The sequence below is a fragment of the Rahnella sp. RcJ3 genome (assembly GCF_009498575.1).
Taxonomy (GTDB): domain Bacteria; phylum Pseudomonadota; class Gammaproteobacteria; order Enterobacterales; family Enterobacteriaceae; genus Rahnella; species Rahnella aceris.
On sequence record NZ_QSNX01000057.1, the window covers coordinates 1 to 672 of the forward strand.

General features: G+C 51.3%; 1 protein-coding gene. It reads left to right on the forward strand.

What is annotated here, in order from left to right:
• Positions 1-672, forward strand: a 672-nt coding sequence (locus DXU84_RS24950) for an IS3 family transposase (protein ID WP_153376846.1), incomplete at both ends; no start/stop codon positions are given.

Here is a 672-nt window from a genome sequence, read left to right on the forward strand (position 1 = left end):
AGCTTTAAAACCAGCGATAAAGCGTGAGCTCGTCAACTATCTGACCACGCAATTTACGATGAGCATACGCCAGGCATGCAGGACGTTATCGCTAAGCAGGACGGTGTTTCGTTATCAACCGGATACGCGACGTGATGAAGCGGTGATCCAGAGGCTGACCGAGGTCGCTGAGCGCTATCCCCGCTACGGTTTTAAGAAGCTTTTTCAGGTACTTCGCAGGCAGGGGCACGTCTGGAACCACAAACGTGTCTACCGGATTTACTGTCTTCTCAAACTGAATTTTCGTCGTAAGGGTAAACAACGCCTGCCGGTGCGCAATCCGGCTCCGCTGGCAACGCCGGAAGCACTCAACCAAAGTTGGTCAATTGATTTTATGCACGACGCGCTGACATGTGGCCGACGTTTTCGGACTTTCAATGTTGTCGATGATTTTAACCGTGAAGCGCTGGCGATAGAAATTGACCTGAATATCCCAGCGCAGCGTGTCGTCCGGGTGCTGGACAGAATAGTAGCAAACCGTGGATATCCGCTGAAGATGCGGATGGATAATGGGCCGGAACTGATATCACTGGCGCTGGCGCAATGGGCTGAAGACCATGGAGTGATGCTGGAATTTATCAAGCCGGGTAAGCCAACACAGAACGCGTTTATAGAACGGTTTAACCGAACATA